General features: G+C 66.7%; 1 protein-coding gene. It reads left to right on the top strand.

Annotated elements, in window-relative coordinates; genetic code table 11:
* The coding region (locus ABTU92_RS30320) for an acyltransferase family protein (protein ID WP_408095238.1) at window positions 1-501 on the top strand (501 nt) is incomplete at both ends.

Raw genomic sequence — 501 nt, 5'->3', positions numbered from 1 at the left:
AGCGGCCGTGGTCCTGTTTCACGGGCTCCGGACCGGGGAGACCTATTTCGTCGATCGTCACTCGGTGATCTTCGGCGTGTTCCAGCACGGGTTCGTCGGCGTCGACCTGTTCTTCGCGATCTCCGGCTTCATCATCTTCTACACGGTCACCCGGTCGGGCGTGTCGCGGGGCCGGTTCCTGCTCCACCGCGCCGAGCGCATCGCGCCGATCTACTGGTGCGCGACCTTCGCCATGCTGGCGCTGATCATCGGCGCTCCGGGCCTGTTCCGGCCGCGCGACGGCTGGGGCACGCTCGACAACGTGCTCCAATCGCTGTCCTTCACGACCTTCTGGACCGGTTCCATGCCGGTGATCTATGTCGGCTGGTCTTTGGAGTTCGAGGTTCTGTTCTACCTCGCCGTCGGCCTCTTCCTCGGCACCCACGTCTCGCCCTGGACCGTCGTCCCGGTCGGGTTCTCGGCCCTGGTCGCGATCGGCGCTCTCACCGGCGTCCAGGCGCC

It is taken from the genome of Rhodoplanes sp. SY1 (assembly GCF_046000175.1).
Classification (GTDB): domain Bacteria; phylum Pseudomonadota; class Alphaproteobacteria; order Rhizobiales; family Xanthobacteraceae; genus Rhodoplanes.
Note: the sequence above shows the minus strand (reverse complement) of the source record. Positions and strands in the feature narration are given on the sequence as shown.